Origin of the sequence: Anoxybacillus sp. B2M1 (genome assembly GCF_001634265.1) — a bacterium.
Classification (GTDB): Bacteria; Bacillota; Bacilli; order Bacillales; family Anoxybacillaceae; genus Anoxybacteroides; species Anoxybacteroides rupiense.
Genome location: NZ_CP015435.1, coordinates 3,152,089 through 3,175,226 on the forward strand (window position 1 = coordinate 3,152,089; position 23,138 = coordinate 3,175,226).

Annotated in this window: 25 protein-coding genes and 2 riboswitches; of the genes, 23 read left to right on the forward strand and 2 right to left on the reverse strand. The window is 42.8% G+C overall.

The window, feature by feature from the left end:
- Positions 1-3: 3 nt before the first annotated feature.
- The 20 genes from GFC28_RS15310 (at position 4) to yunB (ending at position 17,760) form a co-directional block, all read left to right on the forward strand.
- Positions 4-363, forward strand: a complete 360-nt coding sequence (locus GFC28_RS15310) for an arsenate reductase family protein (RefSeq protein ID WP_044742761.1) — start codon at positions 4-6, stop codon at positions 361-363.
- Between the two features lie 74 nt (positions 364-437).
- On the forward strand, positions 438-821 hold the full coding sequence (gene gcvH / locus GFC28_RS15315; RefSeq protein WP_044742760.1) for a glycine cleavage system protein GcvH: 384 nt from the start codon (positions 438-440) through the stop codon (positions 819-821).
- 183 nt (positions 822-1,004) lie between these two features.
- A complete protein-coding gene (locus GFC28_RS15320) occupies positions 1,005-1,352 on the forward strand; it encodes a toprim domain-containing protein (protein WP_044742759.1) in 348 nt (115 codons plus the stop codon).
- Positions 1,353-1,367: 15 nt separating this feature from the next.
- Positions 1,368-1,682, forward strand: a complete 315-nt coding sequence (locus GFC28_RS15325) for a thioredoxin family protein (RefSeq protein ID WP_044742758.1) — start codon at positions 1,368-1,370, stop codon at positions 1,680-1,682.
- 259 nt (positions 1,683-1,941) lie between these two features.
- Positions 1,942-2,289, forward strand: a complete 348-nt coding sequence (locus GFC28_RS15330; RefSeq protein WP_044742757.1) for an SCP2 sterol-binding domain-containing protein — start codon at positions 1,942-1,944, stop codon at positions 2,287-2,289.
- Between the two features lie 75 nt (positions 2,290-2,364).
- A riboswitch (SAM riboswitch) is annotated at positions 2,365-2,464 on the forward strand.
- 70 nt (positions 2,465-2,534) lie between these two features.
- Positions 2,535-3,851, forward strand: coding sequence for an O-acetylhomoserine aminocarboxypropyltransferase/cysteine synthase family protein (locus GFC28_RS15335; RefSeq protein WP_044742756.1), 1,317 nt, complete (start codon positions 2,535-2,537; stop codon positions 3,849-3,851).
- A gap of 442 nt (positions 3,852-4,293) precedes the next feature.
- Positions 4,294-4,401, forward strand: a riboswitch (SAM riboswitch).
- Between the two features lie 85 nt (positions 4,402-4,486).
- Complete coding sequence (locus GFC28_RS15340) at positions 4,487-5,512, forward strand: methionine ABC transporter ATP-binding protein (protein ID WP_044742755.1); 1,026 nt, start codon at positions 4,487-4,489, stop codon at positions 5,510-5,512.
- The gene (locus GFC28_RS15345; RefSeq protein ID WP_044742754.1) at positions 5,505-6,170 is read left to right on the forward strand and encodes a methionine ABC transporter permease; all 666 of its coding nucleotides are present in this window, start codon (positions 5,505-5,507) and stop codon (positions 6,168-6,170) included. Before GFC28_RS15340 ends, GFC28_RS15345 begins: the two co-directional genes overlap by 8 nt.
- 22 nt (positions 6,171-6,192) lie before the next feature.
- A complete protein-coding gene (locus GFC28_RS15350; protein ID WP_044742753.1) occupies positions 6,193-7,023 on the forward strand; it encodes a MetQ/NlpA family ABC transporter substrate-binding protein in 831 nt (276 codons plus the stop codon).
- 219 nt (positions 7,024-7,242) lie between these two features.
- The gene (locus tag GFC28_RS15355; protein ID WP_044742752.1) at positions 7,243-7,605 is read left to right on the forward strand and encodes a carboxymuconolactone decarboxylase family protein; all 363 of its coding nucleotides are present in this window, start codon (positions 7,243-7,245) and stop codon (positions 7,603-7,605) included.
- A 192-nt stretch (positions 7,606-7,797) separates the two neighbouring features.
- A complete protein-coding gene (gene sufC / locus GFC28_RS15360; RefSeq protein ID WP_044742751.1) occupies positions 7,798-8,577 on the forward strand; it encodes a Fe-S cluster assembly ATPase SufC in 780 nt (259 codons plus the stop codon).
- 18 nt (positions 8,578-8,595) lie between these two features.
- Positions 8,596-9,906 carry a Fe-S cluster assembly protein SufD gene (gene sufD, locus GFC28_RS15365; RefSeq protein ID WP_044742750.1) on the forward strand — a complete coding sequence of 437 codons (1,311 nt, stop codon included), beginning with the start codon at positions 8,596-8,598 and terminating at the stop codon, positions 9,904-9,906.
- Positions 9,906-11,126 carry a cysteine desulfurase gene (locus tag GFC28_RS15370; RefSeq protein ID WP_044742749.1) on the forward strand — a complete coding sequence of 407 codons (1,221 nt, stop codon included), beginning with the start codon at positions 9,906-9,908 and terminating at the stop codon, positions 11,124-11,126. Before sufD ends, GFC28_RS15370 begins: the two co-directional genes overlap by 1 nt.
- The gene (gene sufU / locus GFC28_RS15375) at positions 11,116-11,553 is read left to right on the forward strand and encodes a Fe-S cluster assembly sulfur transfer protein SufU (protein WP_044742748.1); all 438 of its coding nucleotides are present in this window, start codon (positions 11,116-11,118) and stop codon (positions 11,551-11,553) included. The genes GFC28_RS15370 and sufU overlap by 11 nt, the downstream gene beginning before the upstream one ends.
- A gap of 29 nt (positions 11,554-11,582) precedes the next feature.
- On the forward strand, positions 11,583-12,980 hold the full coding sequence (sufB, locus tag GFC28_RS15380; RefSeq protein ID WP_044742747.1) for a Fe-S cluster assembly protein SufB: 1,398 nt from the start codon (positions 11,583-11,585) through the stop codon (positions 12,978-12,980).
- A 307-nt stretch (positions 12,981-13,287) separates the two neighbouring features.
- A complete protein-coding gene (locus tag GFC28_RS15385; protein WP_044742791.1) occupies positions 13,288-14,136 on the forward strand; it encodes a DUF72 domain-containing protein in 849 nt (282 codons plus the stop codon).
- A 14-nt stretch (positions 14,137-14,150) separates the two neighbouring features.
- On the forward strand, positions 14,151-14,969 hold the full coding sequence (locus tag GFC28_RS15390; protein WP_044742746.1) for a sulfite exporter TauE/SafE family protein: 819 nt from the start codon (positions 14,151-14,153) through the stop codon (positions 14,967-14,969).
- 15 nt (positions 14,970-14,984) lie between these two features.
- The gene (locus GFC28_RS15395; RefSeq protein WP_044742745.1) at positions 14,985-16,364 is read left to right on the forward strand and encodes a bifunctional metallophosphatase/5'-nucleotidase; all 1,380 of its coding nucleotides are present in this window, start codon (positions 14,985-14,987) and stop codon (positions 16,362-16,364) included.
- Between the two features lie 54 nt (positions 16,365-16,418).
- A complete protein-coding gene (locus GFC28_RS15400) occupies positions 16,419-16,721 on the forward strand; it encodes a YunC family protein (protein ID WP_044742744.1) in 303 nt (100 codons plus the stop codon).
- A 283-nt stretch (positions 16,722-17,004) separates the two neighbouring features.
- Positions 17,005-17,760 (forward strand): sporulation protein YunB, encoded by a 756-nt coding sequence (gene yunB, locus GFC28_RS15405; RefSeq protein WP_044742743.1) that lies wholly within the window; start codon positions 17,005-17,007, stop codon positions 17,758-17,760.
- 241 nt (positions 17,761-18,001) lie between these two features.
- Here yunB and GFC28_RS15410 read toward each other — a convergent pair whose 3' ends face one another.
- Entirely contained in the window at positions 18,002-18,970 is a 969-nt protein-coding gene (locus tag GFC28_RS15410) for a M23 family metallopeptidase (RefSeq protein ID WP_044742790.1), read from the reverse strand.
- A 207-nt stretch (positions 18,971-19,177) separates the two neighbouring features.
- Between GFC28_RS15410 and lipA the strand changes: the two genes are divergently transcribed.
- The gene (lipA, locus tag GFC28_RS15415; RefSeq protein ID WP_044742742.1) at positions 19,178-20,074 is read left to right on the forward strand and encodes a lipoyl synthase; all 897 of its coding nucleotides are present in this window, start codon (positions 19,178-19,180) and stop codon (positions 20,072-20,074) included.
- Positions 20,075-20,214: 140 nt separating this feature from the next.
- Complete coding sequence (locus GFC28_RS15420) at positions 20,215-21,741, forward strand: IS1182 family transposase (protein WP_066329555.1); 1,527 nt, start codon at positions 20,215-20,217, stop codon at positions 21,739-21,741.
- Positions 21,742-21,852: 111 nt separating this feature from the next.
- Here the strand turns inward: GFC28_RS15420 and GFC28_RS15425 are convergent, their stop codons facing one another.
- Positions 21,853-22,476, reverse strand: coding sequence for a YhcN/YlaJ family sporulation lipoprotein (locus GFC28_RS15425; protein WP_369818775.1), 624 nt, complete (start codon positions 22,474-22,476; stop codon positions 21,853-21,855).
- A 167-nt stretch (positions 22,477-22,643) separates the two neighbouring features.
- On the opposite strand from GFC28_RS15425, the gene GFC28_RS15430 reads away from it, so the two are divergent.
- Entirely contained in the window at positions 22,644-22,919 is a 276-nt protein-coding gene (locus GFC28_RS15430; RefSeq protein WP_044742343.1) for a YutD family protein, read from the forward strand.
- Positions 22,920-23,138 lie beyond the last annotated feature (219 nt).

Below are 23,138 nucleotides of genomic sequence, written 5' to 3' on the forward strand. Positions count from 1 at the left end.
ATCATGCTAACTTTTTACTGGTACCCGAAATGCAGCACTTGCCGAAAAGCGAAAAAATGGTTAGAGGAGCGCGGCATCGCAGTGAATGATGTACATATTGCCGAACATCCACCAACAAAAGATGAATTAAGAGAGCTGTATCAAAAAAGCGGGCTTCCGCTCAAAAAGTTTTTTAACACAAGCGGCATGAGGTATCGGGAGCTAGGATTAAAAGATCGCATCAGCACAGCGACTGACGACGAGCTGCTTGAACTATTGGCATCGGATGGCATGCTGATTAAACGGCCGATTGCAACAGATGGGACGCATGTGGTAGTAGGATTTGATGAGCAAGCTTATGAAAAAATTTTTGGACAAGTATAACGAATACAGTCGAGTTTTTCAAAAAAATCAGTTATTATTAAAAAGAATACATTGCTGTTGGAGGGACATAAATCATGAACACACCAAAAGAATTGCGCTATTCTGAAGAACATGAATGGGTACGTGTGGAAGATGGTAAAGTTCGAATTGGAATTACTGATTTTGCGCAATCCGAGTTAGGAGATATCGTATTTGTTGAGCTTCCAGAGGTAGGTGCGGAACTTACAGCAAACGAGCCGTTTGGCAGTGTTGAATCAGTGAAAACGGTTTCTGAGCTGTATGCCCCTATCAGCGGAAAAGTTGTTGAAATTAATGAAGAATTAAACGACAATCCTGAATTTGTCAATGAATCTCCATATGAGAAGGCATGGATGATTGTTGTTGAGCCGACTGATTTAAGCGAAATCGATCGTTTATTGACGGCTGAACAATATGAGCAAATGATTAACCAAGAATAAGATCGATTCTAGCACGCCGTGGCTAATAATGCCGCGGCGTTATATCTTTTATATGAATAGTGAATGGTTAAAGTAAGCATGGATTTTTTCTCCGATCTCAAGGCTGTTTTATTTTTGGAAGCAGGAAGGTAGAAAACAAAGAGCGAATGGAATACAATATACATAACTTCTTTTCATTAGGTGATGATCATGATGGATAAAGAAAAAGTAATTATTGTTGAGGGGCGCTCCGACAAAAAGAAAATAGAGGGCATGATTAAAGATTCCGTTGAAATCATTTGCACAAACGGGACGATCAGCCGTGCCAAATTAGATGAGTGGATTGATCAGCTGTATGATAAAGAAGTGTTTATCTTAGTGGATTCTGATGAAGCGGGAGAACGATTGCGAAAGCAGCTGCGCCGTGAATTTCCTGAGGCGGAGCATTTATATATTGATCGCATGTATCGAGAGGTGGCCGCAGCACCTAAAAAACATATTGCAACGGTGCTGCTGAGCGCTAATATTGATGTGTATGCAGATGATTGGTAAAAGGTGTGAAGAAGTGTGGAAGAAGTAACGATACAGCAATTAGATGAACTCATTCAGCAGGAGGAGTTTGTATGTTTGTATGTATATACACCGATGTGCGGCACATGCCAGCTGGCGAATCGCATGGTCAGCATTGTTCAAGAGCTAGTTTCTCATGTAGCCTTTCGGAAGACCGATATTAACTATATGCCGGATCGAGCGGTCAGCTGGGAAATTGAAAGTGTACCTTGCCTGTTGTTATTTAGAAACGGGGAAATGAAAAAGAAGTTATATGCATTTCAATCTGTCCCATATTTATATGAGGTGATTCAAGAATTGCAAAAGCCGTAATGCATGCATTTATGGATAAGAGAAGAACAAACAGTAGATGGGTCCATTTTAGATTGTGCAGAAGTGTTGGCATCCGTATAGATTGAAGCAAGCCTTTGGGGGCTTGCTTTTTTATTTAGAGTTTTTTTGACATATTTCTCGGGAAATATGAAAAATCGTGTCCATTTTCTTGATGATTTGTCGACAAGTTTATAAAGGAATTATGCCTTTTTCTATGGAAATAAATGAGAGAAAAGGATAATGGAGAGGCGGGAAAACGATGAAGATTTATGAATTAACTAAAAAATTTATGGAACGTGTACAGACGTTGCACCATCTGTTGCCGATTTTACCGGAGGAGGAACTCTACATTCGCTTTGAATGCGATGCAGAAACACTGATTTTCGCCATTTCAAAAACGGGAGTTCATCTGGCGAAGGAAGCTGATGAAAGGAAGATATTAACCATTAGAGGGTCGAAAGAGGCGCTTGTTAGTCTGTTGAAAGGTGAACTTAAATTGCAGCAGCAGCTCCGCTTAAAAGAATTAGTGGTTTCCGGTAGCTTTCGTCACATGCTTTTATTAGAATCGCTTCTTCATTTAGCTAAACCATATCGTTATGCCTCTTGAATATGAAATCACGAAATGTTATTGACATGATAAAAAAACAGTGTTATTATTCAGAAAAATAAAATAATAAACAAGTTCTTATCAAGAGTGGTGGAGGGACTGGCCCGATGAAGCCCGGCAACCGGTTTGACACGGTGCCAATTCCAGCAGGGTGTATCGCTCTGGCAGATAAGAAGAGTTAAAGGAAATTCCCCCCTCTTCTTATGATGAAGAGGGGGTTTTCATTTGATTATGAAAAGGAGAGGATGACAGTGGGCGAAAAATCATATCGTTTAGAAACGCTTGCGGTGCATGGGGGATTAAGTCCAGATCCTGTGACAGGAGCAAGAGCCGTTCCGATTTATCAATCGAACGCTTATCAATTTGCCAATACGGAGCATGCAGCCAACTTATTCGCATTGAAAGAAGAAGGGTACATTTATACGCGCATTCATAACCCGACCGCCACAGTCTTTGAGGAAAGAGTGGCACAATTAGAAGGAGGAATTGGAAGCCTTGCAGTAGCAAGCGGCATGGCCGCAATCACGCTTGCGATCTTAAATATAGCGCAAGCAGGAGACGAGATTGTGTCAGCTTCAACGCTATATGGAGGTACCTATAACCTCTTTGCCACTACCCTTCCGAAATATGGGATTAAAACGCATTTTGTTGATCCCGCTAATCCGGAAAATTTTCGTTCTGCCATTACGCCAAAAACGAAAGCGATCTTTGCAGAAACGATTGGTAATCCAAGTTTGCACGTACTAGATATTGAAGCGGTAGCCAACATTGCGCATGAGGCAGGCATTCCTCTCATTATTGATAATACGTTTGCCACTCCATATCTATGCCGTCCGATTGAGTATGGAGCGGATATCGTTGTTCATTCAGCTACTAAATGGCTGCTTGGAAACGGTACAACGCTTGGCGGCATTATTGTAGACGGAGGAAAGTTTAATTGGGATTCTCCTAAATTTCCGGGATTTACAACTCCGGATCCAAGCTATCACAATCTTGTGTATGCAGAAGCTTTAGGTCCGGCTGCTTATATCATTAAGGCTCGTGTGCAATTGCTGCGGGATCTTGGACCAGCGATTAGCCCATTTAATGCGTTTCAATTTAATTTAGGGCTTGAGACGCTTCATGTACGCATGAAAGAGCATATTGCTAACACGCGTCGGATTGTAGACTATTTAGATCGCCATCCGGCAGTAGAATGGGTGCTGTATCCTGGACACGAAAAGCATCCAGCCCAAAATTTGGCCGAAAAATATTTGCCGAAAGGAGCGGGAGCCGTTGTGGTGTTCGGCATTAAAGGAGGAAGAGAAGCGGGAGCGGCTCTCATTAACAACGTGAAGCTTTGGTCGCACTTGGCCAATGTAGGAGACGCCAAAAGCTTAATTATTCATCCAGCCAGCACCACGCATCAGCAGTTGAGCTCAGAAGATTTGCAGGCCTCGGGAGTTACGGAAGACTTGATTCGTCTATCGGTCGGCATCGAAAATGTAGAAGACTTAATTGATGATTTAGAACAGGCCATCTCCATTGCCACAGGAATTCGTTCGCTGTATTCAGAAGTGTAAAGAATAGCCGCAAACAATTGAATCGGTCATAAAAATAGTCCATTCATCTTGATGAAACAATAGTTTCAATGAAGGGTTAGAACATATCAAAAACAAGGCGTGTTGATGATCCAATAAAAGCCGACTAACATCGCCCGATTCCTCGCTTTTCTGTCGTAATCTGTAACCTCTTTGCTTGCCGGCTTGTCAGCATGTCCTTGTCATACAACGAACGTTTTGCGGGCAAAATGGGTTCGCCAGTGTGTTTGTTCGAAGGAGATGCCGAAAAGGTTGTGTTAAGCCAGAGCATTTTGAATGGATCATCGGCGCTTGTGTATGGATTCTATAATTAGGAATAATTTTTTCTGTTGACACCTTCCTTTATAGAATGATAGAATCACTTTTGTAATTTGTATAATTCTTAGATGAATTAAAGCATTAACTGAATAAAGGAGCGTTGCTGCTCTTATCAAGAGAGGTGGAGGGATGTGCCCTATGAAACCCGGCAACCGTCAGCATTCGGCTGAAATGGTGCCAATTCACACAAAGCGTTCGCTTTGAGAGATAAGAGACAGAAATGGGAGATATCAAAACCTTTCTGTTCTCTTGAGCAGAAAGGTTTTTTAGTTGCTGGAACAAAGGAAGGTGAATCGCGTTTGATTACGCTAGAAAATGTAACAAAAGTATATTCGTCAAGCCAGGGAGCGGTAACAGCTGTCAATGATGTAAATTTGCACATTAAAGAAGGAGAGATTTTTGGCATTATTGGATATAGCGGTGCTGGAAAAAGCTCGCTGATCCGTCTTTTAAATGGCTTGGAAAAGCCTACAAATGGAAGAGTGATGGTTGCCGGCCAAGACATCGCAAGTATTAAAGGAAGAGAATTGCGCAAGGCGCGGCAAGAAATCGGGATGATTTTTCAGCATTTTAATTTGCTTTGGTCAAGAACGGTTCGAGACAATATTGCGTTTCCCTTAGAGATTGCTGGGGTTCCAAAGGACCAGCGGTTAAAGCGGGCGGATGAACTTATTCAGCTTGTTGGTCTGCACGGAAGAGAAAATGCCTATCCATCGCAGCTCAGCGGGGGGCAAAAACAGCGTGTCGGTATTGCCCGGGCGCTCGCGAACAATCCGAAGGTGCTGTTATGCGACGAAGCGACTTCTGCTTTGGATCCGCAAACGACAGATTCGATTCTTGAGCTTTTAGTTGATATTAATCAGCGCCTCGGATTGACTATTGTATTAATTACTCATGAAATGCATGTAATCCGTAAAATATGTGATCGTGTGGCGGTAATGGAAAACGGAAAGATTGTCGAAGAAGGAAAGGTATTGGATGTATTTCAACATCCACAACAGATGATAACGAAACGGTTTGTTCAACAGATTACGGAACCTGAAGAAACGAAAGGGACGATTGCTCATTTGTTCAACCAATATCCTAACGGCAAAGTTGTCCAGCTTACTTTTGCTGGCCATGCGACTGAACGGCCGCTCATCGCAGAACTGATTCGAAATTTTGAAATAACCATTAATATTTTGCAAGGGAAGATTTCACAAACCCATCAGGGCTCGTATGGAGTGCTGTTTGTTCATATGAGTGGAACGGATGAGGAAGTAGCCAGAGCGCTTGACTACATTCGTCAGCAACAAGTCGGTGTGGAGGTGATGACGAATGAGTAGCATGTTTCCTAACGTTCAGTGGGAATCGATTTGGGCGGCAGCGTCGGAAACGCTGTATATGACAGGAGTTGCCGTGGCGTTTACATTTGTATTTGGACTCATTCTAGGATTGTTGCTGTTTTTAACATCCAAAGATAATATTTGGGAAAACAAAGCCATTCATACAATCGTTTCTGCTTTTGTTAATATTTTTCGTTCTATCCCATTTATTATTTTAATTATTCTGCTTATTCCTTTTACAAAGATGCTAGTCGATACGATTCTTGGGGCAAACGCGGCCTTGCCGGCATTGATTATTGGCGCTGCTCCATTTTATGCGCGCATGGTGGAGATCGCTTTGCGTGAAATTGACAAAGGTGTGATTGAAGCGGCGAAAGCCATGGGAGCGACAACGGCGACAATCATCTGGAAGGTATTGATTCCTGAATCGCTGCCGGCTCTTGTCTCAGGGATCACAGTAACCGCTATTGCGTTAGTTGGCTATACGGCGATGGCGGGAGTAGTGGGCGCTGGTGGCCTTGGGAATCTTGCTTATTTAGAAGGGTTCCAACGCAGTCATAACGATGTGACCTTTGTTGCTACAGTGCTCATTTTAATCATTGTATTTGCCATTCAGCTTATCGGTGACTTTGTCACTTCCAAAATAGATAAGAGATAACAATATAAAGGAGGAAAAACAGATGAAAAAATGGTGGGGTGCATTATTAGCGGTAGTGCTTGTGCTCGCGTTGGCGGCATGCGGCGGCAAAGACGGCGCACAAGGAGATCAAGAGAAAAAGGAATTAGTAGTAGGCGCATCGAATGTGCCGCACGCTGAGATTTTAGAAAAAGCGAAGCCAATTCTTAAAGAAAAAGGCGTCAACTTAAAGATTGTCACATTCCAGGATTATATTTTGCCGAATAAGGCGCTAGAGAATAAAGAAATCGACGCTAACTATTTCCAGCACATTCCTTACTTAGAGGCACAAATGAAAGAAAATGGCTATGATTTTGTCAATGCTGGCGGTATTCATATTGAACCAATCGGAATTTATTCTAAAAAATACAAAAGCCTTGAGGAGCTTCCAGAGGGAGCCACCATTATTATGAGCAACTCTGTCGCTGATCACGGGCGTATTTTGTCCATGCTTCAAGAGAAAGGATTGATTAAATTAAAAGACGGCATTGATAAAACAAAAGCCACTGTTAAGGATATTGTAGAAAATCCGAAGAAGTTAAAATTTAAAACCGATGTTGATGCCGGTTTACTGCCACAAGTTTACCAAAACAATGAGGGCGATGCGGTCGTGATTAACGCCAACTACGCTTTAGATGCCGGATTGGATCCTGCGAAAGATCCGATTGCTGTCGAGTCGCCAAAAAACAATCCATATGTGAATATTATTGCGGTACGTAAAGGCGATGAGAACCGCAAAGACATTAAAACACTTGTCGAAGTGCTTCAATCCAAAGAAATTCAAGATTTCATCAAAAAAGAATACAAAGGTGCTGTCATTCCAGCAGCTGAGTAATACTATAAAGAAAGCGGAAGCTTCACAGCGGAGCTTCCGCTTTTTTATGTTCTCTTACTTTTGGTGTAATCAGCATGAGAAACCACGGGGCTTGATGATTATGCAACCATTTCTTCCAGAACGTTCAGGTCGATTTTCTTTTCGATTCAGTTATATGATCTTCCCATTTTTAGTCAATAATATAAGCGCAGTTCTTATGATTTTGAAAGGAGCTTGAGGATGAATCAACCAACACATTCTTCAACAGAAGCGGCATTGCAGCATTATAAAGAAGGATTGGGCGCCTTCACACAGAAAATCCCCGCAGTGGCAGAGAAATTTAATGCCTTTACTGAAGCATGCTTTCAGGAGGGAGCTTTGTCGCAAAAAGAAAAGCAATTGATCGCTCTCGGGATTAGCCTAGCTACACAAGATGAATATTGTACGATTTATCATACGAAAGGCTGTATCGATCAAGGGGCGACAGAACAGGAAATCTTGGAAGCTTGCGGCGTTGCGGTAGCGTTTGCGGGAGGCGCAGCGATGAGCCAAGCGGTGACGCTTGTTCAAGAATGCATCGCCGAATTGACGACAAAACATTAGTGAAAGAGCCTCCAGAATAGGAGGCTTTTTTGATATGTTTACTTATTAAACTTTTTTATTTAAAAAGTATACTAATGGAGTTAAATGGTTGCTAATACCTTTCATTTGTTATAAGATTGTAATGAGAATAAAATGAGAATTACAATAACGATGAGATACACAAACTTCTTTTAGAAAATTGGAGGTATTTTTATGGCGGTATTGACAATCAAAGATCTTCACGTATCGGTGGAGGGGAAAGAAATTTTAAAGGGTGTAAATCTGGAGGTAAAAGGCGGAGAAATTCATGCCATTATGGGACCGAACGGAACGGGAAAATCAACGCTATCTTCCGCGATTATGGGCCATCCAAAATATGAAGTAACAAAAGGAAGCATTACATTAGATGGACAAGACGTCCTTGAAATGGAAGTAGATGAGCGCGCGCGCGCCGGTTTATTTTTAGCTATGCAATATCCAAGCGAGATTAGCGGTGTGACGAATGCCGATTTCCTTCGTTCTGCCATTAATGCTCGTCTTGGAGAAGGGAACGAGATTTCGTTAATGAAGTTCATCCGCAAACTAGATGAAAAAATGGAGTTCCTTGAAATGAACTCTGATATGGCTCATCGTTACTTAAATGAAGGATTTTCCGGCGGAGAGAAAAAACGCAATGAAATTCTTCAGCTTATGATGCTAGAGCCAAAAATTGCAATTTTAGACGAGGTCGACTCGGGTCTTGATATCGACGCTTTAAAAATCGTTTCAAAAGGTGTTAATGAAATGCGCAGCAGCGATTTTGGCTGTTTAATTATCACTCACTATCAACGATTGCTTAATTACATTACGCCAGATTATGTGCATGTGATGATGCAAGGACGCATTGTGAAATCCGGCGGTCCGGAATTAGCGCAGCGCTTAGAAGCTGAAGGATATGACTGGATCAAAAAAGAATTGGGCATTGAAGATGAAATGATTGAGCAAGAAGCGTAAGCGTTAGGAGGATTATTTATGGCAATCGAAACGAAACTACCATTCGATCAACAGTATGTGCGCACTTTTTCTGAAGGGCGCGGAGAACCAAGCTGGCTTTTAGATCTTCGCTTACAAGCTCTTGCCAAAGCAGAAGAGTTGTCATTGCCAAAGCCAGATAAAACAAAGATTGATAAATGGAATTTTACTGAGATCACACAACATTTTGTACAAAGTGCGCCGTTTGCATCTCTCGAAGAACTTCCAGAATCAGTAAAAACACTGGTTGATGCAGGCGAAGAAGCAAAAAATTTATACATTCAACGCGACCAGACACCAGCATATGTTTCATTATCGGATGACTTAAAGAAGCAAGGAGTTATTTTTACGGATATTTTCACGGCTGTGCGCGAACATGGAGAGCTTGTGAAAAAATATTTTATGCAGGATGGAGTCAAAATCGATGAGCATCGCTTGACGGCTCTTCATGCAGCGCTTCTCAATGGCGGCGTTTTTGTATATGTTCCTAAAAATGTGGAAATCAATACCCCGCTTCAAGCTGTTTATATTCATGAAACACAGGATGCGGCACTGTTTAATCACGTGATTGTCGTAGCGGAAGCGAATAGTAAACTTGCCTATGTTGAAAACTATGTTTCCATCCATGAAAATGCGAATGCAGTGGTTAATATCGTCGCTGAAGTATTTGCCCATGAAAATGCTCAAGTGATTTTTGCAGCGGTTGACCATTTGGCAAAGGGAACGACCACATATGTCAATCGCCGCGGGATCGCAGGACGCAATGGCCGCATTGAGTGGGCATTAGGATTGATGAATGATGGAAATACCGTTTCTGAAAATATTACGCGATTAATCGGCGACGGTTCTTATGGCGACACAAAAACCGTGGTGGTTGGACGCGGCGAGCAAACGCAAAACTTCACGACAAGCGTTGTGCATTACGGCAAGCACACAGAAGGCCGCATTTTAAAGCACGGCGTCATGAAGGATAGCGCGACTTCCATTTTTAATGGTATTGGCAAAATTGAGCACGGTGCTGCGAAATCAAATGCTGAGCAAGAATCGCGTGTGCTTATGCTCAGCGACAAAGCGCGCGGCGACGCCAATCCGATCCTTTTAATTGATGAAGATGATGTAATAGCGGGCCATGCTGCTTCTGTTGGACGGGTGGATCCCATTCAGCTTTATTATTTAATGAGCCGAGGTATTCCAAAGGTGGAGGCAGAGCGTTTAATTATTCATGGATTCTTAGCACCTGTTGTCAAAGAAATCCCGCTGGAGAACGTGAAAAAGCAACTTATTGAAATCATTGAAAGGAAAGTTAAATAATGAACGTAAAAGAGGTTCGTCAGCTGTTTCCAATTTTAGACCAAGAAGTTAATGGGAAGCCATTAGTGTATCTTGACAGCGCAGCTACTTCTCAGAAGCCTCTTCCGGTAATTGAAGCGCTTAATCAATATTATCGCGGATATAACTCAAACGTTCATCGCGGCGTGCACACGCTTGGAACGAAAGCGACGGATGCGTATGAAGGAGCGCGTGAAAAAGTACGCAAATTTATTAATGCAAAATCAACACAGGAAATTATATTTACACGCGGGACGACGACCGCATTAAATACCGTGGCGGCGAGTTACGGACGCGCCAATCTGCGCGAAGGAGACGAAATTGTCATCACGTATATGGAACATCATAGCAATATCATTCCTTGGCAGCAGGTGGCTAAATATACAGGCGCTACGTTGAAATATATTCCGCTTCAAGAAGACGGATCCATCAATCTAGAAGATGTTGAAAAAACGGTGACGCCGAATACAAAAATTGTTTCTGTTATGCAAGTATCGAACGTTTTAGGTGCGATAAATCCAATTAAGCAAATTGCGCAAATTGCTCATCAAAATGGTGCTGTCATGGTTGTGGATGCTGCACAAAGCGCACCGCATATGAAAGTCGATGTGCAAGATTTGGATTGTGATTTTCTTGCATTTTCTGGGCATAAGATGTGCGGTCCGACAGGCATTGGCGTATTATATGGTAAACGTTCGCTTTTGGAGCAAATGGAACCCGTTGAGTTCGGCGGAGAAATGATTGACTTTGTCGGTTTGTACGAATCGACATGGAAGGAACTCCCATGGAAATTCGAAGGGGGAACGCCGATTATTGCTGGTGCGATTGGGTTAGGAGCCGCTATTGATTTTCTTGAACAAATCGGTTTAGAAAATATCATGGCTTATGAACACCAATTGGCGCAATACGCGCTAGAGCAGCTTTCCGCTATTGAAGGCTTGACGATCTATGGACCAAAGGAACGTGCAGGTCTTGTCACATTCAATATCGACAATGTTCATCCTCATGATGTGGCCACGGTGCTTGATGCGGAAGGAATTGCCGTCCGTGCCGGACATCATTGCGCGCAGCCTTTAATGAAATGGCTCCATGTTTCCGCGACTGCGCGAGCAAGCTTTTATTTATATAATACTGAGGAAGACATTGATCGGTTAGTAGCGGCATTAAAGAAAACGAAGGAGTATTTCAGCCATGTCTTTTAATAACCCTTTAGATACATTGTATCGCCAAGTCATCATGGATCATTACAAAAATCCGAGAAACCGCGGCGTGCTTGAGGATGAAAATATTGATATTAATATGAACAATCCGACATGCGGCGATCGTGTCCATTTAACGATGAAGGTAGAAGGCGGAAAGGTGATGGATGCGAAATTTGAAGGGGAAGGCTGTTCGATTTCGATGTCGTCTGCTTCGATGATGACGCAAGCAATTAAGGGAAAAACGATCGAAGAAGCGCTAGAGTTAGCCCATGTCTTCTCTGATATGATGCAGGGAAAGGAATACGATGAATCGCTTGATTTAGGAGATATTGAAGCGCTTCAGGGCGTTTCTAAATTTCCTGCTCGCATTAAATGTGCGACGCTTGCATGGAAGGCGATGGAGAAAGGCTTACGCTCACAGCAATGAAAGGCTTGTAAAAAAGGAGGCGAATCATAATGGCGAAAAAAATGCCAGAAATCGGCGAATATAAATATGGCTTCGTCGATAAGGATGTTTCGGTGTTTCGTGCGAAACGCGGATTGACGAAAGAGATTGTAGAAGAAATTTCGCGAATGAAAAATGAGCCGCAATGGATGCTGGAATTTCGCTTAAAAGCGTTAGATATTTTTTATAGCTTACCAATGCCACAATGGGGTGGCGATTTATCAAGTTTAAATTTTGATGAAATTACGTATTATGTAAAGCCATCAGAAAAATCAGGGCGTTCATGGGATGAAGTGCCTGCGGAAATTAAAGCGACATTTGATAAATTAGGCATTCCAGAAGCGGAGCAAAAATATTTGGCAGGGGTATCAGCGCAATACGAATCCGAAGTGGTGTACCACAACATGAAAGAAGACCTTGAAAAGCTCGGTGTGATTTTTAAGGATACGGATTCCGCTCTTAAAGAAAATGAAGATATTTTCCGAGAGCATTGGGCAAAAGTGGTGCCGCCAACAGACAACAAGTTTGCAGCGCTTAACTCGGCAGTGTGGTCGGGCGGCTCGTTCATTTATGTTCCGAAAGGAGTGAAAGTGGAAACTCCGTTGCAAGCATATTTCCGGATTAACTCGGAAAACATGGGACAATTTGAGCGTACATTGATTATTGTCGATGAAGGCGCACATGTGCATTATGTGGAAGGCTGTACCGCTCCGGTGTATACCACAAACTCGCTTCACAGCGCCGTTGTGGAAATTATTGTGAAGAAGGGTGCGTACTGCCGCTATACAACAATCCAAAACTGGGCCAACAACGTCTTTAACCTTGTAACGAAGCGTGCGGTTTGCGAAGAAAACGCAACAATGGAGTGGATTGACGGAAATATTGGCTCTAAATTAACGATGAAATATCCGGCTGTGATTTTAAAAGGAGAGGGCGCGCGCGGTTTGACGCTTTCCATTGCGATCGCTGGAAAAGGCCAGCATCAAGATGCCGGGGCGAAAATGATCCACTTGGCGCCAAACACATCTTCGACCATTGTTTCTAAATCTATTTCTAAGCAGGGCGGAAAAGTAACCTATCGCGGAATCGTCCACTTTGGTCGAAAAGCATCAGGCTCTCGCTCCAATATTGAATGTGACACACTCATTATGGATAATCAGTCTACTTCTGATACCATCCCATACAATGAAATTTTAAATGACAACATTTCATTAGAGCACGAAGCAAAAGTATCAAAGGTATCAGAAGAGCAACTGTTCTACCTCATGAGCCGAGGCATTTCGGAGCAAGAAGCGACGGAAATGATCGTGATGGGCTTCATTGAGCCATTTACAAGAGAGCTTCCGATGGAATATGCGGTAGAGATGAACCGTCTCATTAAATTCGAGATGGAAGGAAGTATTGGTTAATCCTTATAATATCAAGGTGTAGTGTTTCCTTGGGGACGCTGCGCCCACCATTGATCCATGATTGCATCTGATCAGCTCTATTGATTTCGCTTCATCCCCACACTGTTGATTAAATATCCAGCAGTGTGGGGTGTTTTTATAGTCGAACATTCTAGTTTGGACGAACAAAGAAGCCAACATGTTTTGCTTCATCCCTGTTTCTAGCCAATGTATACAATAAAGCTGCGTTGTTTTCATGGAAGTTCAGACCGATTTGCTACATTATTTTTCCACATAATTGTGTTATGATGAGGTTAAGGTGATGCGGATGATTTATATCGGATTAACTGGCTGGGGAGATCACGACAGCCTTTATCCACCCGGTCTTGCTTCTAAGGATAAACTGCAAGAATATGCGGCCCATTTCCCAACTGTCGAGGTCGATTCCTATTTTTATGCGATTCAGCCGCAGCAAAATGTAGAGAAATGGATTTGTGAAACTCCTGACGCTTTTCGTTTTATTGTAAAAGCGTATCAAGGAATGACAGGCCATGAACGTGGAGAAATCCCCTATTCAAGCAAGGAAGAAATGTTTGCTGCTTTTTTATTGTCCATTGCTCCGTTTTTAGAAGCGAAGAAGCTGGCCATGGTGTTGTTTCAATTTCCGCCTTGGTTTGATTGCCGGCGTGAGCATGTCGCATACTTGCGCTGGTGTCGAGAGAAAATGGGGGATGTTCCAGTGGCCTTAGAGTTTCGGCATCAGTCATGGTTTTGGCCCCGTTTTTATGAAAAGACATTGAAGTTTATGGAGACGGAAGGATGGATTCATAGCATATGCGATGAACCGCAGGCAGGGGAAGGATCGGTTCCGGCTGTTTTGCACCCAACAAACCGCGAAAAAACACTGATTCGTTTTCATGGACGCAACGTGCACGGATGGAATAAAGCAACGAGTGGAGAAAATTGGCGTGCGGTCCGTTATTTGTATCGCTATCGTGAAGACGAGTTGCGCGAATGGGTGCATCATATTCGGCGCCTTCAGAAGCAAACAAATGAGCTTTACATATTATTTAATAATAATTCTGGCGGCGATGCGGCAGATAACGCCAAACAGCTACTTCAAATGCTTGGTATCGAGTATACGGATTTAGCGCCAAGACAGTTAGATTTATTTTAACGGAGAGGGGTATAATGGAGTACGTATTATTGGTTTTGGTCGGTTTTTTGGCCGGTACGATCGGCAGCTTAGTAGGGTTAGGCGGAGGGATTATTATTGTACCTTCATTATTGTTTTTAGGAGCCATCCACTTTTTGCCCGACGTTTCTCCGCAAGTAGCAGTTGGCACATCACTAGTGGTTATTATTTTTAACGGTCTTTCCTCGACGCTGTCTTATATGAAAGAACGCATGGTGGACTATCAGAGCGGATGGCTTTTTTTTATCGGAAGCGGACCGGGGGCCATGCTTGGTGCGTGGACCAATCAAATGCTAAGCTTGAAACATTTTTCGCTTTACTTTGGCTTGTTCTTGGTTTTCGTTTCGTTTTTGTTGATGCTGACCAAACGTTCCACCCATTTGCCTAAACAAAAGCATTTTGTTGTCACGCGCACATATATAACAAATGAGGGAGAAACGGTCATCTATGGATACCATCCGGCAATCGCGATTGCGATTGCCTTTGCCGTCGGCTTCTTCGGCGGATTGTTTGGGATTGGCGGAGGATCGCTGATGGTTCCAGCGATGATCCTGCTGTTTTTCTTTCCGCCGCACGTGGCTGTGGCCACATCCATGTTTATGATCTTTGTGTCTTCCGTTGTGAGCTCTATTACCCATATCGTGCTGGGAAATGTGGAGTGGCTGTTTGCGATTGCTTTGATCCCAGGCATTTGGATTGGCGCAAAGATAGGGGCATGGATGAATAAAAAACTTAAAAGCCAAACGCTTGTTTTGATGCTGCGGCTTGTCCTGATTCTGCTTGGAGTGCGCCTTATTATTCAAGGCATTTCATAAAAGAGGTGTTTTTGGTTGAAGCAAAATCTTTATATTTATCATACAAACGATGTGCATAGCCATTTTGAAAATTGGCCGAGAATTGCTAAATTTTTGCGGGATAAACGACGCGAACATGAACGGCAAAACGAAAAAATGCTTTTGTTCGACATTGGTGATTTTATCGATCGATTTCATCCCATTACGGAAGCAACAAGGGGAAAAGCGAATGTGCAGCTATTAAATCAATTGCAGTATGATGCTGTGACGATTGGCAATAATGAAGGAATCACGCTTAATTATGAGGAGCTGAGTCAATTATATGAAAATGCTCGTTTTTCCGTTTTAGTAGCGAATTTGTTTGAAAAAGATGGGCAACGTCCGCCGTGGCTTCAGCCGTATCGCATCATTTCCGTGTCTGACACCCTTCGTATTGGCGTAATTGGTGTCACCGTTTATTTTAAAAAATTTTATGAGCTGCTAGGATGGAACATTACTCCACCATTAGAATGGCTGAATGACATTGTACACGATGTGCGGAAACAAGCCGACGTCGTGATTTTGCTGTCACACTTGGGAATTAACGATGACGAGTTCATTGCGCAAACGGTATCGGGGATTGATCTGATTCTTGGTGCACATACGCATCATGTGTTTCCAAAGGGAAAATGGGTGAACGATACGCTTCTATGTGGCGCTGGAAAGTATGGACAGCACATTGGAGTGGTGAAGCTGTCCATGCCGGAAAAGAAATGGGAAGCGGAAGTAGTAGATATGGCTGCACTTTCGGAATGCGAAGACACAAAGCAGATGCTTATGGGACTGGAGGAGGAAAGCTTACAGCAGCTTGACAAAGAAGTAGTGGCTGAACTCCATCAAGAGCTGCCTTTACAATGGTTTTCTCCATCACCTTTCGCCCAGCTGCTAGCCTCTGCCTTAAAAGAATGGTGTAGCGGCGATATAGGTATGGTGAATGCAGGAGTGCTGCTCGAACCGTTGCCAAAAGGCATTGTCACAAAAAAGGATTTGCATCGAATTTGCCCTCACCCGATTAATCCATGCAAAGTGTATTTGCGGGGAGACGAACTAAAAGAAGTGATTTTACAAGCGCATACAGAAACGATGAAGCGGCTCTCCATAAGAGGATTCGGATTTCGCGGCAAAATAATGGGACAAATGGCGTACGATGGCGTGAAACTGCAAACAGAGAAGACAAGTGATGGCTCAGAGCATGTTCGCCATATTTTTATTAATGGTAAGGAGCTGAGGGCTGATCAAACGTATGCTGTCGCTACGATTGATATGTTTACTTTCGGGCATTTTTATCCGCAAATTCATCGCGCTCCGCAAAAAATCTATTATATGCCTGAATTTCTGCGGGATTTGCTGGCATGGAAATTAGCCCAGCCATCGTAAGCACACTTTTTTCTCTTTTTCATACATTGAATTAGAGAAAGGAGTGTGTTCGGTATGATCGATATTAAACCTGTTATGATTGACAATTATCCATTTATCGCAATTTCTGTGCAGCTTCCTAAAACGAATTTATTAGCGGTCGCAAGCGATCAAGGGTACATTATGTGCGGAGCTCTAGATGTGGGATTATTGAATGAAAAACTGAAAGATAGAGGGATTATTGCAGGCAGGGCGATAGGTGTCCGCACCATTGAACAGTTGCTAGAGGCGCCATTAGAGTCGGTAACGGTGGCAGCTGAAGAAAGAGGAATTACGGTTGGAATGACAGGAAGGGAAGCTTTGCTTAAAATGAAATAAAGGTTCTATAAATAGAAAAACAATCGTTTGATTTATAGAGAGGCAACTTGGGGTGTCAACACATTGTCGCTTTCTCAATGAAGCGGCGGTTTTATTGCGACTGTCGGGATGTCTAACGCCGCTTTCATCGTTCTGGGAGGCGGCGTTATTTGATTGCCAGGTTCGTTAGTTTAAGCCTTTATATCGAGGCAAATATCGAGTTACATCTATAATTGGGATAAAAAAAATAACAAATGTCCTCTCTTTCAAGCATACATATAGCTTGTAAAGGGGGGATTTTCCATTGGCTGCATTTCCTAGACGTTTACCAAAAAAAGGGCCTCTTCCTTTTCGTTATTTATTTTTGCTCACTTTTGTTTTTTTTATTTTGTCTACAGCAGTCAGTCTTTGGATTATTAATAAAGGAATCGAACCGGTGTTAATGGATATTGCCGAGAGTGAAACGAAGCGAGTCGCTAATCTGGTCATCAACAGCGCAATTAAGCAGCAAATTGAAGAAGAAGAAATAAATATGAATGATGTAATTGTGATCCAGCATGATACAAACGGCAATATCGCTTCCATTAATTATAATAATGCGATTGTCAATCGGGTTGTTACCAAGCTTGTTGATCGCGTGGAAAAGAATTTAAAAGCAGCATCTCAAGGAAAATTTCAGGAGCTTGAAATTTCTAGTGTTGGCGTTGAAGATTCGGAATCGAATGAGGATGGAATTATCTATTATATACCTGTTGGCCAAGCAACAAATAATGTGTTGCTTGGAAGTTTGGGGCCTCGCGTTCCTGTTCGGTTTGACATCATCGGTGATGTGACGCCAGAAGTGAAAAAAAGCATCCAGCCGTTTGGAATTAATAATGCCCTTGTAGAAATTGCCGTCCGTGTCGAAGTGAATGTTCAAGTGATTATTCCATTTTCGACAAAACCGATTGTTGTAGCGCGGGACTTTCCGGTTGCAATGCAAGTCATTGAAGGAGAGGTTCCGAACTTTTATAACAACGGAAATAACGCGAATCCATCATTTGAAGTACCGACTCATTAACATGAAGCAGATGGATTTCCGCTGGTTTAGACAATCGTACGATGAGAAGCTGGAATGGATAACTGATGTAAGGAAGAATCTCCCTTTTTTCAATGGTTGGAGGCAGATTACCGACTTCAAGCAGGACCAACCAGCGGCTTTTAGACCCCTTCATCATTCTGTGACGCGGTGTATGTGGCGAAAAAGGTCAAATTTCATATTGTTACTGTATCTCTATTATGTAGGGCAAGAAGAGATCGGATCATTTCCGATCTCTTTGTTTTTGCTTTGTTTTATCCATTCTTTCCCATATTTTTAAATGCGGATATGGATCAAATGACCACTCTGCATAGCCGTTATCTTTATACATGCCATAATGAAGATGCGGTGGAAATTTGCCGGCAGTGCCGGGAGGGCCATAGCCTGAGCTGCCAACAGCGCCGATAATCATTCCCGGTTCAACAATTTGTCCTTGATGCAAGCTTCCAGCAAATCCGTTTAAATGGGCAAAATAATGATACGTATTATTAATATCGCGTATGCCAACACGCCATCCTCCGTACTGGTTCCATCCTTTTAATTCAACGATGCCGTAACAAGTGGAGCGTACAGGAACTCCATAATCAGCGAAAATATCTGTTCCTTCATGAATTCTTCTTCCCCCCCAGCCTCTTGCATCGCCCCACGTATCTTTATAGGTGTAGTTAGCGTGAAGAGGAAGAGGAAATGCGTGACTATCAAGACGAAGAGTGCCATATTTTTTATAAATTTTCACTTTTCCTAAAATCATATCGACGGTTTTACTGCGATGATAATACTGCCATAGAGCCATTTTTAAATGCTCATGATCGGTGCCGTATGATTGGAGAAACCGCGCCATGGAAAAAATAATATCCTCATCATTTGTCGAATCAGCTACACCATCTCCATTTCCATCTATTCCAAAACCGCCAAATTGTGAGATCGTGAACGGATTCGTATCATTTTGATTTTTATTAAGAGGCCCAGACCATATTTCCGGTTTAATATAAATACCAAGAACGCCTTTCGCTTTCGGTAAATCGCGGCGCACAAGGCGGATATTTCGTTCATATTGATCAATTGCGGCAAAATAATACCAAGGAATGAGCGAGACTGCTTCCGCTTGTTTGTACAGCTCCATTCGCCGTTCATAAATATCTTCATCATGCATGGTTTCTTTTGCAAAGACGGACAGGGGAAACGAAACCATGCATAAAACGGTCAATGCCAGAGAGATTAGTTTATACACATCTTCCTACTCCTTTCAGAAAATCTGATATCATTAGTTTGAGGAGATTGGCGGTTTTCATAAATATTAAAAATTGGAAGCTGCAAGCGGTTACGACAATTTCCTTTGTGTTCAACCTTGCTTTTTTTTATAATAAAAATGTGTAAATAAATTATTGGAGTGTGAAAAATGGCTACAAACGAAGAACGCATTCGCAAACCCGATTGGTTGAAGATAAAGCTGAATACGAACGAAAATTACATCGGCCTGAAAAAAATGATGCGCGAAAAGCAATTGCATACCGTTTGCGAGGAAGCAAAATGCCCGAATATCCATGAATGCTGGGCTGTAAGAAGAACGGCCACCTTTATGATTTTAGGGGACGTTTGTACGCGTGCATGCCGTTTCTGTGCGGTCAAAACAGGCTTGCCGACTGAGTTGGATTGGAAGGAACCGGAAAGAGTGGCCGATTCCGTGCGCATTATGAACTTAAAGCATGTTGTTGTAACAGCTGTAGCGCGTGATGATTTAAAAGACGGAGGAGCGGCTGTGTTTGCGGAAACGGTACGTGCGGTTCGCCGCAAAAATCCGTTTACGACCATTGAGGTGCTTCCGTCTGATATGGGTGGAGTATATGAAAATTTAAAAACATTAATGGATGCTCGGCCTGACATTTTAAATCATAATATCGAAACCGTCCGCCGTCTCACTCCAAGAGTTCGTGCCCGCGCTACGTATGAGCGCTCCCTTGAATTTTTACGGCGTGCTAAAGAATTGCAGCCGGATATTCCAACTAAATCCAGCATTATGATTGGACTTGGAGAAACCAAAGAAGAAATTATTGAAGCGATGGATGACCTAAGGGCTCATCATGTTGATATTTTAACGATTGGACAATATTTGCAGCCGACAAAAAAACATCTTAAAGTGCAAAAATATTATCATCCGCATGAATTTATGGAATTAAAAGAAATAGCGCTAAGTAAAGGATTCAGCCATTGCGAAGCTGGACCGCTTGTGCGCTCTTCTTACCATGCGGACGAGCAGGTGAATGCGGCTGCGCGCCAAATGAACCAGCAAGCATAAATGTCAAAAGAGGATGTCCCAAAAGTGTTCGCATAGCGTTCGCTTTTGGGACACTTTTTTGGATAAATAAAGAAGAAAACCGTTCCTCTTTTGGTATAATAGAGTCACCATAACCCTACCAAAGAAAGGACGGTTTTCTTATGTACACTTATTATAATCGAGATCAACTCATTTTGCCAATGGATCTTGAAATTTTCATTCCCAAACATCATCTTTGCCGGATTGTGGATCTGGCAGTGGAAAAAATGGATCCGGCTCTGTTCGTTTCCCTCTATCCTGGCGGAGGGCGTCCAGCCTATCATCCGAAAATGATGTTGAAAGTCATCCTGTATGCCTATGCCAATCGGATCTACTCCTCTCGCCAAATCGCTAAGCAGTTGAAAGAAAACATTTACTTTATGTGGCTATCCGGCCATCAAACACCGGATTTTCGCACGATCAACCGATTTCGGTCGGAACGGATGAAGGACATCCTTTACGAAACGTTTTTCTCCATTGTCGATCTTCTGCGTCAAGAAGGGTTGGTCAAGTTAGAGGATTATTTTCTGGATGGAACGAAAATCGAGGCCAATGCCAACCGATATACATTCGTTTGGCGCAAATCAACGGAAAAGTACGATCAGAAACTGGAGGAGAAATTCCGGAAAATCGTTGCCTCGATCGAACAGGTGACGAAAGAAGATGAAGAGGCGGAACAAGAGGGGGATTTTCAAGAAAAGCTGGAAGCTTCACCGATCACGTCCGAAAGGATCGAAGCCGTCATCGAACAAGTGGAAGAGCGCCTAAAGAAAGAGCCGAAGAATCGTACGTTAAAGAAAGCCAAACAGCAATTAGAACAAGATCTTCTCCCCCGTAAGAAAAAATATGAAGAATGCAAAGAAAGATTAGGCGAACGGAACAGTTTTTCGAAAACGGATCCGGATGCCACGTTTATGCGGATGAAGGACGACCATATGAAAAACGGCCAGCTCAAACCGGGGTACAATGGGCAGATCGGGACAGAGAACCCATTCATCACTGGATTTAGCGTGCATCAACGGGCAGGGGATGCCGGATGTTTCATTCCGCATTTGGAGCAATTGGCCGCCTATGGGAGTGAGGAGAACTACACGTACTGTGAGAAAAAGGAGATCGTCGCCCTGATCAAGTACAACACGTTGGATCGGGAACAAACGAAAGCGTGGGCGAAGGAGATCGGCCGAATCGAGAACATGACGTATGATGAGGAGCTGGATGAGTGGATTTGCGCTAAAGGGGAACGGTTGGTGTTTGGGTATGAACGGAAGGAAACGACCGACAACGGGTACGTTACCGTCAAACGGACGTATCGTTGTACGGCTTGTGCCGGATGCCCGTTTCAGGCGACATGCGCCAAAGGCAAAGACACGAACACCATCCGCGTTTCCTTGAAAAATCAACAACAACGGCAAGAGATCCGTAAACGGCTGTCCACGGAAGAAGGGGCGGCGACGTACCGAAAACGACAAATCGAAAACGAGCCGGTGTTTGGGCAAATCAAGCACAACCAGCAATTTCAGCGCTTTTTGTTAAGAGGGCTCCCAAAAATCACCTTGGAATGGGGGCTTATTTGTGCTGCTCACAATTTGAGAAAGTGGGCGGCCACAACCGATCCAACAAAGAAAAAACAGGATCAAATTCAGAAATAAGGAGAAATTCTCGTTTCAAAAAAAGGAATAAATAACCAAATAGTAAAGAAAAGAAACAGAGGCTGTCCCCAAAAGGTCGGTTTAACGACCTTTTGAGACAGCCTCTTTTCGTTATTTTGCTTTTGTTTCTTTTGGTGTGCCATCGCGAAAATCACGATCGAGACGATCGTTCATTTCATGAATCATTTCGCCATTGGCATTTTCTCCGTCACTCAGCTTCCGACCTTGCGGATATTTAAGCATGTCTTTAATCGTTGTGTCGAGAATTTGGTCAATATTTTGGCTGTTCGAATCTAAACGTCCAAAGCGTTCGATTTCTTTCATCATTCGCGGGTCATCCGCGACATAGACATGATAGTAGCGCGGTACGACAGAAAGGGCGGTTTTTTTCACTTGATCAGCTGTCTCCAATCGGTTTTTTGTATCTGTATCGTAAGCAATGAGTACTTCCTCATCCGTTACGAGCGTCGCCACATCATTCACATTTGGCAGCTGTACACATAATTTGCTAATTAAATCGGCGACCCGTTCGCGATTTAATGTTGGCATCGCGCCATAAGATGTTCGATCTCCCATAATTGGGCTTTTTTGATGGCGGACGTAACCGAAGTTATTCAGCCTTGAATCATTGCCGTTTGGAACGCCTTCGACATTATATAAATCATTTCGATCGGTGACATTAATCGTATTTCCATTTCGTCTATATAAATCCCCGTTGTTGTTATCCTCTGCCATTTGCGCACATCCAGTGAGAGACACGACGGCGCCAATGGAAAAAGCAAGGACCGTTTTCTTCACTATAAACACCTCCTCGTTTTCATCATTCCTTTCTATGCAAACTTTCATAACAGTAATTGATTGGGAGTGCTTCATCATTTATGATAAAGGATGAGGTGAAAGAAATGATTTGTATTAACAATACATGCTATGAGCTAGTTGAAAATGTGAAAAACGGGTTCAATGAAGAAGCCTTTCGCACACGCTATGCGGATATTTTGAATAAATACGATTATATTGTTGGAGACTGGGGATATAATCAGCTACGGCTGCGAGGCTTTTTTGACGATCATAATCAAAAAGCGACATATGATACAAAAATTAGCACATTATCCGAATATTTGTATGAATATTGCAATTTCGGCTGCGCCTATTTTGTATTACGAAAAGTTAAAAAATAAGCATGGCTGAGATGGTAGGCAAATACAGTTTACATGATGCCTTCTTTCTAACAGGTGATCATTTAACACCCTCCACGGCGAAGTTTCCCACCTTTACACGCAGGGAAGGTGAGAGGAAGGGGTTCATGTATAAAGTTATCGCGCCTTTTTCTGCCTCAGACGGTCTTAAAAACGCTTGCCACATAAAGATAACTGAGCAAAGATAAGAATGAAACAAAG

Excerpts from the sequence above, each read along its gene's own strand:
- GFC28_RS15355 (WP_044742752.1), top strand. The coding sequence starts at position 7,243 with ATGAATCAACCAACACATTCTTCAACAGAAGCGGCATTGCAGCATTAT.
- GFC28_RS15335 (WP_044742756.1), top strand. The coding sequence starts at position 2,535 with ATGACAGTGGGCGAAAAATCATATCGTTTAGAAACGCTTGCGGTGCAT.
- sufU (WP_044742748.1), top strand. The coding sequence starts at position 11,116 with ATGTCTTTTAATAACCCTTTAGATACATTGTATCGCCAAGTCATCATG.
- GFC28_RS15350 (WP_044742753.1), top strand. The coding sequence starts at position 6,193 with ATGAAAAAATGGTGGGGTGCATTATTAGCGGTAGTGCTTGTGCTCGCG.
- GFC28_RS15345 (WP_044742754.1), top strand. The coding sequence starts at position 5,505 with ATGAGTAGCATGTTTCCTAACGTTCAGTGGGAATCGATTTGGGCGGCA.
- lipA (WP_044742742.1), top strand. The coding sequence starts at position 19,178 with ATGGCTACAAACGAAGAACGCATTCGCAAACCCGATTGGTTGAAGATA.
- sufC (WP_044742751.1), top strand. The coding sequence starts at position 7,798 with ATGGCGGTATTGACAATCAAAGATCTTCACGTATCGGTGGAGGGGAAA.
- GFC28_RS15420 (WP_066329555.1), top strand. The coding sequence starts at position 20,215 with ATGTACACTTATTATAATCGAGATCAACTCATTTTGCCAATGGATCTT.
- GFC28_RS15320 (WP_044742759.1), top strand. The coding sequence starts at position 1,005 with ATGATCATGATGGATAAAGAAAAAGTAATTATTGTTGAGGGGCGCTCC.
- GFC28_RS15430 (WP_044742343.1), top strand. The coding sequence starts at position 22,644 with ATGATTTGTATTAACAATACATGCTATGAGCTAGTTGAAAATGTGAAA.
- GFC28_RS15410 (WP_044742790.1), bottom strand. The coding sequence starts at position 18,970 with ATGGTTTCGTTTCCCCTGTCCGTCTTTGCAAAAGAAACCATGCATGAT.
- GFC28_RS15385 (WP_044742791.1), top strand. The coding sequence starts at position 13,288 with ATGATTTATATCGGATTAACTGGCTGGGGAGATCACGACAGCCTTTAT.
- GFC28_RS15310 (WP_044742761.1), top strand. The coding sequence starts at position 4 with ATGCTAACTTTTTACTGGTACCCGAAATGCAGCACTTGCCGAAAAGCG.
- gcvH (WP_044742760.1), top strand. The coding sequence starts at position 438 with ATGAACACACCAAAAGAATTGCGCTATTCTGAAGAACATGAATGGGTA.
- GFC28_RS15400 (WP_044742744.1), top strand. The coding sequence starts at position 16,419 with ATGATCGATATTAAACCTGTTATGATTGACAATTATCCATTTATCGCA.
- sufB (WP_044742747.1), top strand. The coding sequence starts at position 11,583 with ATGGCGAAAAAAATGCCAGAAATCGGCGAATATAAATATGGCTTCGTC.
- GFC28_RS15390 (WP_044742746.1), top strand. The coding sequence starts at position 14,151 with ATGGAGTACGTATTATTGGTTTTGGTCGGTTTTTTGGCCGGTACGATC.
- GFC28_RS15330 (WP_044742757.1), top strand. The coding sequence starts at position 1,942 with ATGAAGATTTATGAATTAACTAAAAAATTTATGGAACGTGTACAGACG.
- GFC28_RS15425 (WP_369818775.1), bottom strand. The coding sequence starts at position 22,476 with ATGGCAGAGGATAACAACAACGGGGATTTATATAGACGAAATGGAAAT.
- GFC28_RS15370 (WP_044742749.1), top strand. The coding sequence starts at position 9,906 with ATGAACGTAAAAGAGGTTCGTCAGCTGTTTCCAATTTTAGACCAAGAA.
- sufD (WP_044742750.1), top strand. The coding sequence starts at position 8,596 with ATGGCAATCGAAACGAAACTACCATTCGATCAACAGTATGTGCGCACT.